We start from the raw sequence: 3067 nt of genomic DNA on the forward strand, positions 1-3067 counted from the left end.
CGGCGTGCTCGTGCAACGCACCTCGAGTTCTTCGGGAGCGCCCATCGTTCGAGGACTCACCGGCCACCGTGTTCTGCTCATGCTCGACGGCATGCGTCTGAATGATGCCCTCATGAGAGTAGGCGGCAACGCGCTTCTCAATCTGGTCGACCCTGAGTCGATCGAACGAATCGAGGTAGTGCGAGGCCCCGCATCCGTTGCGTACGGCTCCGACGCGCTCGGCGGCCTTGTGCGTGTCGTCACCAAGCGTACGCCAGCGGAAGGCCGTGGCCCGTCCGGTGTCAGGGGCTCGGCCTTCGCGAGGGGTTCGAGCGCCGAGCACGCAGGACGGGTTCGAGGCTCGCTGAGTGGATGGATGGGACCCTTTGGCGCTCGCGTCTCAGCAGGAGTGGGTCGGGCCGGCCTGGTACGTAGGGGCGGCTCCATGGGTCTTCAGCCATTCACGGGCTACCGCGAACGGACACTGTCCGCACGACTCGACTTCGTTCCACAACGAACTCGGCGAGTGAGCTTGAGCTACCAATCAAACGGCCTGTTTGACAGCCCTCGTGCGGATGTGTCCACGGCGCAAGATCAGCAGCTGGTGAAGAGCCTAACACGCGACGCGTTTGCTGCGACCTATGTCTCACGTCTGCCTGGCAGCCGGGTACGCCTGCATGTTCACGCGGGAATCAGCTTGCGCGCCGAGTGGCGGCAGCGCCTGCGGACCGACCGGATCGAGAATCAGCGCGACCGCGTCCTGAGCTGGCAGCCGAGCATTGCTCTACGTGGTAGCCCTTGGAAGCTTGCAAGCCTCGAAGTGGGAATGAACGCGGTCATCGACCAAATCGGAAGCTCCGGACTGGTCTCGGCCAGCGGAAGCACTAAGCGCGTTCGCGGCCGCTACGTCGATGGCAGCAATAGCGGCGCGTACGGCGCGTATATGCTCCTTTCTCAGAGCCTGGGGAGCGACGCCCTCTTGCTTGCCGGCTTCCGTGGCACCTATCTGCACGTTTCTGCTCCAGCGGATCGACTCCTGGAAATCGAGCCCGCCGCTGTTGACCCCTTTGATCGCCGCATGCGCGGGGTGACGGGGTCACTAGGTGTGCGCCACGAGCTCGGCGAAAATTTGGCATGGGTTGGGAATCTGCTGGTGGGGTTTCGCGCGCCCAATCTCGAGGATTTTCAAGCTCTTGGCAGCGGTGCTCGCGGATTTACGGTGCCAAGCCCCCAGCTCGATGTCGAGCGTTCGTGGACGGCCGAGACGGGCTTCAAGTTCAAGGCCGACGACTGGAGCTGGGATGCCTACCTCTACGGCTCCCTACTCACGGGACTGATCGTTCGCGTTCCTTCCAGCTATCTCGGCCGGAGCCGTATCGAAGGCCTTCCCGTACTTGCTCGAAGAAATGCCAGCCGCGCCGTGCTGATCGGTGCCGAGCTCTCTCTTCAACGTCATTGGACTCCTCAATTGACCACCGCGCTCAGCGTCTGGGAGACCTACGGTCAGACGCAGCGGCCGGAGTTGAATGGCACGACGAGTTCCGAGCCTGCATCCAAGATTCCGCCACCGATGCTCCTGGCCAGCGTTCGCTACGGCGAACGCACGGAGGGTAGATGGTGGATAAGCAGCGCGTTCGCCGGCGCCCTTTCCCAGACCCGCCTCAGCAGGTCCGATCGACAGGATATTCGCATTTGCGCAAAGGGCAGATGCGATGGAGCTCGAGGTTGGATCGACGTCACCCTGTCCGGTGGCCTTCGGCTCGGTAACAATTTGTCATTCACGGTGTCAGTCGAAAACTTGCTGGACGCCGGATACAAGACCTTTGCATCCGCGGTCTATTCCCCAGGCCGAAACGTCGTTGCGGTACTACGTGCTAACTACTAGAACTAGAATTATAGACAGTAGCGCCAAGACCTACTCCGTTTGCGAATCCGGACCCACAAGTATATCACATTGTCTATATCACGTTGCTACGATGTGTAGATTTGGCTTAAGTTGTATTTTGTGGGTATAGCTTGGCCAACTTCTGATGCAGGTCGGAAATCGCTTTGCAACCAGTCTTGAAGAGAACCTCCCGGATCAGCCCCTTTGCGGTGTTCTCGGTCACGTTCAATCGCTGAGCAATTCCTCTACGGCGAATCGTTCCGTTGGCGACCACGGATACCAGCTGGTGCTGGCGTGGAGTAAGGCCGCACTGGCAGGCCATCATGTGCGCGGCTGCACTCACGGCTCCCAGCCTGGTCGCGTTCCGCATCGCGGCGCGTTGTGCCAGACGCTCCGCAAGGGCATGGGGAATGGGCTCGAGCACGTACGGTAGGTCAAGCATCGCGGCCTCATGCGACAACCGCGCCGACGGCTCCGAGCTGAAGAGCAGCATGGGCATTGCCGGTTTCCTTTTTCGGAGCGCTTGGACAATCTCAATTTCAAACGTTTGTCCTGTGAGATAGACGATTACCGCAAGGACTGACTTGTTCCTATCCAACAACTCAAATGCATTATGAAAGGAGGATGGGATTACGACGTTTCCTGTCCTCGTTAGTAGCTGCGATAGATGGCTGGATCGCTTCCTCGATTGCGACTTGTCCTCTTCTATGAGCAGGAACTTCAAGTTCCCTTCTTCGCCGACGTCTCCTCCTGTCAGGGTCATCCCAATCGGCCTTCAGGCTCATGGTAATCGGAAAGTGGGCAAGCGTTTACAATGAGCGTTCGGTCCCCAAGAAATGAGGATTGCAGACGCCCTCTTGAACGAGTGCGCCCATAGAAGATGCCCGAGGAGCGCATTGGAGCCACGGCTGAAATGAGCCCCGGCGCAGGGCATCGAGCCGGATTTGGACCACCCAGAAAAGGCGGTGAGGAAGCCCCCTCGTTGCAGCGTGAAACCCGGTGAGAGGTTACGTATGGCGAGTTCGAGGAGGCTGAGCGCTCTCGCCAGGCTAACGGTGGTATGGGAGACGGGAGACGGGAGACGGGAGACGGGAGACGGGCAAGAACCGAGCCACACGGTGGCCGGTTACCCGCTCGCCGTCGGTCTGTGTCCCTGCTGGTGCTGCCTTACCGCTGCCGCCCATCCGGCTCCCTGTTGCCACC

The 3067-nt window shown here is 60.2% G+C and carries 2 protein-coding genes; one reads left to right on the top strand and one right to left on the bottom strand.

Going from position 1 to position 3067, the window contains the following annotated elements; all coding sequences use genetic code 11:
* Positions 1 to 1864: TonB-dependent receptor (locus MJD61_22220; GenBank protein ID MCG8557975.1), on the top strand; the 1864-nt coding region annotated here is incomplete at its 5' end.
* Between the two features lie 106 nt (positions 1865 to 1970).
* Here MJD61_22220 and MJD61_22225 read toward each other — a convergent pair.
* Entirely contained in the window at positions 1971 to 2627 is a 657-nt protein-coding gene (locus MJD61_22225) for a hypothetical protein (GenBank protein ID MCG8557976.1), read from the bottom strand.
* Between the last annotated feature and the right edge of the window lie 440 nt (positions 2628 to 3067).

Source organism: Pseudomonadota bacterium (genome assembly GCA_022361155.1).
In the GTDB taxonomy this organism is placed as follows: domain Bacteria; phylum Myxococcota_A; class Polyangia; order Polyangiales; family JAKSBK01; genus JAKSBK01.

What these genes read in the sequence shown, in the direction of transcription:
- MJD61_22225 (MCG8557976.1), bottom strand. Translation starts at nt 2,627, where the DNA reads ATGACCCTGACAGGAGGAGACGTCGGCGAAGAAGGGAACTTGAAGTTC.